The 5,312-nt window shown below is 62.8% G+C and carries 5 protein-coding genes and 1 tRNA gene (1 of these 6 running past the window's edge); 4 read left to right on the top strand and 2 right to left on the bottom strand.

The genetic code is table 11. The features are described from left to right. The coding region (locus tag B2V21_RS10510; protein ID WP_286916807.1) for a PCRF domain-containing protein at positions 1–580 on the bottom strand (580 nt) is incomplete at its 3' end. Then, positions 577–1,854, bottom strand: a complete 1,278-nt coding sequence (gene hemA, locus B2V21_RS10505) for a glutamyl-tRNA reductase (RefSeq protein WP_049861186.1) — start codon at positions 1,852–1,854, stop codon at positions 577–579. The genes B2V21_RS10510 and hemA, both read right to left, overlap by 4 nt. Positions 1,855–2,018: 164 nt before the next feature. Between hemA and B2V21_RS10500 the strand changes: the two genes are divergently transcribed. From B2V21_RS10500 to B2V21_RS10485, 4 genes are all read left to right on the top strand, one after another. Beyond that, positions 2,019–3,746 carry a tetratricopeptide repeat protein gene (locus tag B2V21_RS10500; protein WP_134723684.1) on the top strand — a complete coding sequence of 576 codons (1,728 nt, stop codon included), beginning with the start codon at positions 2,019–2,021 and terminating at the stop codon, positions 3,744–3,746. 27 nt (positions 3,747–3,773) lie between these two features. Continuing rightward, a complete protein-coding gene (gene lolB / locus B2V21_RS10495) occupies positions 3,774–4,385 on the top strand; it encodes a lipoprotein insertase outer membrane protein LolB (RefSeq protein WP_376787116.1) in 612 nt (203 codons plus the stop codon). A 19-nt stretch (positions 4,386–4,404) separates the two neighbouring features. After that, positions 4,405–5,250 (top strand): 4-(cytidine 5'-diphospho)-2-C-methyl-D-erythritol kinase, encoded by an 846-nt coding sequence (gene ispE / locus B2V21_RS10490; RefSeq protein WP_282349495.1) that lies wholly within the window; start codon positions 4,405–4,407, stop codon positions 5,248–5,250. Positions 5,251–5,289: 39 nt separating this feature from the next. Next, positions 5,290–5,312 (top strand) — tRNA-OTHER (locus B2V21_RS10485) (it continues 79 nt past the right edge of the window).

Below are 5,312 nucleotides of genomic sequence, written 5' to 3'. Positions count from 1 at the left end.
ATTCGGTTTCCGGCACGCGCTGGACGCGGTGCGCCCCGGACTCGAACTTCAGCTTGCCGTAGACGCTCTCGCCTTCGACGCGGGCAATGACCTCCTTGTAGCCGCCATGCTCGCCTTCGTTTTCGGAAAGAATCTCCAGACGCCAGCCGCGACGCTCCGCATAGCGCGAATACATGCGGAACAGATCGCCGGAGAAGATCGCCGCTTCATCGCCACCGGTACCGGCGCGGATTTCGAGGAAGACATTGCGCCCGTCGTTAGGGTCCTTGGGCAGGAGCATGCGTTGCAAGGCGCTTTCCAGTTGGACCAACTGCTCGCGGGCCTCGCGCACTTCCTCGGCGGCCATTTCACGCATGTCCGGGTCGCTGTCCTTGAGCAACGCCTGCGCGCCTTCGAGGTCCGCCATCACCTTGGACCACTGCTGGTAGCCCAGCACCACCGGTTCGAGTTCGGCATATTCTCTGGAATAGGCGCGGAAACGGGTTTGCTCGGAAATGACTTCAGCGTCGCCCAGCAAGGCGGTCAGTTCCTCGAATCGATCCTGGATCGTGTCCAGCTTGTTGAGCAGTGACGCTTTCATTGCGGCGGTTTATCCGTTGAGCCCTCATTGAGGGCAAAGAGTTCCTGGGCCATGGCCAGCGCATCGACGCGGCCTTCGGCGGAGAGCTTTTTCATGTGCACGCTGGGGGCGTGCAGCAGCTTGTTGGTCAGGCCCCGCGCCAGTTGCGCGAGCACCTCTTCGGCATTGCCGCCGTTGGCCAGCAGGCGCATGGCTTTCTGCAATTCTTCGTCGCGCAGGCGTTCGCCTTGCTGGCGATAGGCCTTGAGCACATCCACGGCCGCCAGCTCGCGCAGGCGCAGCATGAAGTCGTCGGCGCCCACGCTCACCAGTTCTTCGGCCGCCTGAGCGGCACCCTGGCGGGTTTTCAGGTTCTCGGCAACCACTTCGTGCAGGTCGTCGACCGTATAAAGGTAGACGTCATCCAGCTCGCCGACCTCGGGCTCGATATCGCGTGGTACGGCAATATCGACCATGAAGATCGGTTTGTGTCGGCGCAGCTTGAGCGCACTTTCGACCGCACCCTTGCCCAGAATCGGCAGCTGGCTGGCGGTCGAACTGATGACGATGTCGCTGTTCACCAGCTCCTGCGGAATGTCGGACAGCAGCACGGCATGGGCGCCGAACTGCGCGGCCAGGGTGCTGGCACGTTCTAGCGTGCGGTTGGCGACCACGATGCGCTTGACCCCCTGCTCGTGCAGGTGGCGTGCAACCAGGGTAATGGTTTCGCCCGCGCCGATGAGCAACGCCTGGCTGCGCGCCAGATCGCTGAAGATCTGCTTGGCCAGGCTGACGGCGGCGAAGGCCACCGACACCGGGTTTTCGCCGATGGCGGTATCAGTACGTACCTGCTTGGCAGCGCTGAACGTGGCCTGGAACAGGCGCCCCAGCAGCGGCCCGATGGTGCCGGCCTCGCGGGCCACGGCGTAGGCGGATTTCATCTGCCCCAGAATCTGCGGTTCGCCCAGCACCAGCGAATCGAGCCCGGAAGCGACCCGCATCATGTGACGAACAGCCGCATCCTCTTCATGCACATAGGCGCTCGCGCGCAGCTCGTCGACGCTCAAACGGTGGTATTCGGCCAGCCAGCGCAGCACGGCATCGGCGGCCAGGTGATCCTGTTCGATGTACAGTTCGCTGCGATTGCAGGTCGAGAGGATCGCAGCCTCACGGCTGTCGGTCAGTCGGCAAAGCTGCTGCAGGGCCTCTACCAGCTGCTCCGGGGTAAACGCCACGCGCTCGCGCACGTCTACCGAAGCAGTCTTGTGGTTGATACCGAGGGCGAGAAAGGCCATTCAAGGTCGCTGATGATGTCGAGGAGCCGGTAATTGTCCTACTTCGTCCGGTCCAGAACAACCACCGCTATCTATTGTCCTAATAGGCAACCTCGAGTTATGGGTTTGACCTGTGGCTTGTGTCATGATGATCCGACCGCAGGTAAGCCGCCAAAATCCCCTCTATGAATAGAACCTCCACGTTGCTCCTCGCCTTCGCCTTGCTGCAGGGCTGCCAGTCCTGGCCAGCCAGAGAGCAAGCGACTCCGGTCCCCGTGGCGCAGCCGGCGCCCACGCCGGACGAGACGCCCAAGGTCTACGGCTCGTTCAGCGAGGAAACCGTGTTCAGCCTGCTCAGCGCGGAACTGGCCGGCCAGCGCGACCGTTTCGATCTTGCCTTGGGCAACTACGTCACCCAGGCCCGCAAGACCCAGGACCCGGGCATTTCCGAGCGCGCCTTCCGCATCGCCGAGTACCTGGGCGCCGATCAACCGGCGCTGGAAACCGCCTTGCTGTGGGCCAAGAATGCGCCCACCGACCTGGACGCCCAGCGCGCTGCCGCGATTCAACTGGCACGCAATGGCAAGTACGACGAGTCGCTGGTGTACATGGAAAAAGTCCTGCAGGGCCAGGGCGATACCCATTTCGACTTTCTCGCGCTGTCGGCCGCCGACACCGACGAAAGCACCCGGCGTGGCCTGCTGCAGAGCTTCGAACGCCTGCTCGGAAAATACCCCGGCAACGGCCAGCTGATCTTCGGCAAGGCCTTGCTGATGCAACAGGACGGCAATACCGAGGGCGCCCTGACCCTGCTGGAAGACAACCCGCCGCAGGAAGGCGAAATTGCCCCGATCCTGCTCCGCGCCCGCCTGCTGGCCGCGCTCGATCGTGGCAGCGAAGCGATGCCGCTGCTGGAGAAGAACCTCAAGAAGATCCCCGACGACAAGCGCCTGCGCCTCACCTACGCCCGCATGCTGGTCGAGCAGAACCGCATGGACGATGCCAAGGTGCAGTTCGCCATTCTCGTGCAGCAATACCCCGACGATGACGAACTGCGTTACTCACTGGCGCTGGTCTGTCTGGAAGGCAAGGCGTGGGACGAAGCCTACAACTACCTGCAACAGCTGGTGGAACGTGGCAGCCATGTCGATTCCGCGCACCTGAACCTGGGCCGCATCGCCGAAGAGCGCGGTGATCCGCAGGCCGCGCTCGAGGAGTATGCACAGGTCGGCGTGGGCACCGACTACCTGCCCGCGCAGCTGCGCCAGGCCGACATCCTCATTGCCAACGGCCGCGCCGACGAAGCTTCACGGCGCCTGGCCGCAGCGCGTGATGCCCAGCCCGACTACGCCATCCAGCTGTACCTGATCGAAGCCGAAACCCTGTCGAACAACGACAAGGATCAGTCCGCCTGGCTGGTGCTGCAGAACGCTTTGAAGAAGAATCCCGACGATCCGAACCTGCTGTATACCCGCTCGATGCTGGCCGAAAAGCGCAACGACCTGGTGCAGATGGAGAAGGACCTGCGGGCCATTCTGGCACGCGAGCCGGACAATGCCATGGCGCTCAATGCCCTGGGCTACACGCTGTCGGATCGCACCACCCGCTTCGAAGAAGCCCGCGCGCTGATCGAGCGGGCGCACCAGATCAACCCGGAAGATCCGGCCGTGCTCGACAGCCTGGGCTGGGTCAACTATCGGCTGGGCAACCTCGACGCTGCCGAAGGCTATCTGCGCAGCGCGCTCGAACGCTTTCCCGATCATGAGGTGGCAGCCCACCTGGGCGAAGTGCTGTGGGCCAACGGCAAACAGCGCGAGGCCCGCCGCATCTGGGGCAAAGCCCTGCAAGAACAACCCGACAGCCCTATCCTGCGCAGCACCATCTTGCGCCTGACCGGTTCAGAGAATCTTTAATCCATGTCTGTTCGTCCTACCTCCTACATGCGTCATCTGCTGGTTGCCACGTTCATCGCCGTACTCACCGGCTGCGCCGGCATGGGCTCCCACGAAGCGTTGCAAGGCCAGGGCAACCCCCAGCAGTGGCAGGCGCACAAGCAACAGCTGACCCAGCTCGACGGCTGGGAAATCAACGGCAAGATCGGCATCCGCGCGCCCAAGGACTCCGGTTCCGGCACGCTGTACTGGCTGCAGCGCCAGGACTATTACGACATCCGCCTGTCTGGCCCATTGGGCCGCGGGGCAGCGCGTCTGACCGGACGCCTGGGCGATGTCAGCCTGGAAGTGGCCAATCAGGGCCGCTACCAGGCGACCACTCCCGAAGAATTGCTGGAACAGCAACTGGGCTGGAAGCTGCCGGTATCGCACCTGTCCTGGTGGGTCCGCGGCCTGCCGGCTCCCGACAGCAAGAGCCAGCTGACCCTGGACGGCAACAGCCGCCTGGCGGGCCTGGCGCAGGACGGCTGGACGGTCGAGTACCTGAGCTACGCCGAACAGAACGGCTATTGGCTGCCCGAGCGCATCAAGCTGCATGGCCAGGATCTGGACGTGACCCTGGTGGTCAAGGATTGGCAGCCGCGCCGGTTGGGGCAGTGACGTGAGCGAAGGTCTTTCCATGAATCCCGTGCTGACCCTGCCCGCCCCTGCCAAGCTCAACCTGATGTTGCACATTCTGGGCCGCCGCCCGGACGGCTATCACGAGTTGCAGACCCTGTTCCAATTTCTGGACCACGGCGACGAACTGGACTTCTCCCTGCGCAGCGACGGCGTCGTGCATCTGCATACCGAAATAGCCGACGTGCCCCACGACGGCAACCTCATCGTCAAGGCTGCGCGCCAGTTGCAGGCGCTGACCGGCACAACCCTGGGCGCGGACATCTGGCTGCGTAAGGTGTTGCCCATGGGCGGTGGCATTGGTGGCGGCAGCTCGGATGCCGCCACTACGCTTCTGGCCCTGAACCACCTGTGGCAGACCGGTTGCAGCGAAGATCAGCTTGCCCAGCTGGGTCTCGCCCTGGGTGCCGATGTGCCGGTATTCGTCCGCGGCCACGCGGCCTTCGCCGAGGGTGTGGGCGAGAAACTCACCCCGGTCGAACTGCCCGAACCCTGGTTTCTCGTACTGGTACCGCAAGTCTCTGTTAGTACAGCGGAAATTTTTTCCGATCCGTTGTTGACACGTGACTCGGCACCCATTAAAGTGCGCCCCGTTCTTGAGGGAAACAGTCGTAATGACTGCCAGCCAGTAGTAGAGCGCCGTTACCCAGATGTACGTAACGCACTGAATTTGCTCAACAAATTCACTGAAGCTCGGCTAACAGGCACTGGAAGTTGTGTGTTTGGGGCCTTCCCAAGCAAAGCGGAAGCTGATAGAGTTTCGCACCTTCTTGCAGACACCCTTTCAGGGTTCGTAGCCAAGGGAAGCAACGTTTCGATGTTGCATCGCAAGCTGCAAAGTCTGTAACAGGAAACGAGTGCTGGGCACTCGGATGTTTCAAGCTACAGGGGCGTCGCCAAGCGGTAAGG

It is taken from the genome of Pseudomonas sp. UBA6276 (genome assembly GCF_002438365.1).
GTDB classification, from domain to species: Bacteria; Pseudomonadota; Gammaproteobacteria; order Pseudomonadales; family Pseudomonadaceae; genus Aquipseudomonas; species Aquipseudomonas coleopterorum.
This window is presented reverse-complemented; position numbering and strand designations above follow the sequence as displayed.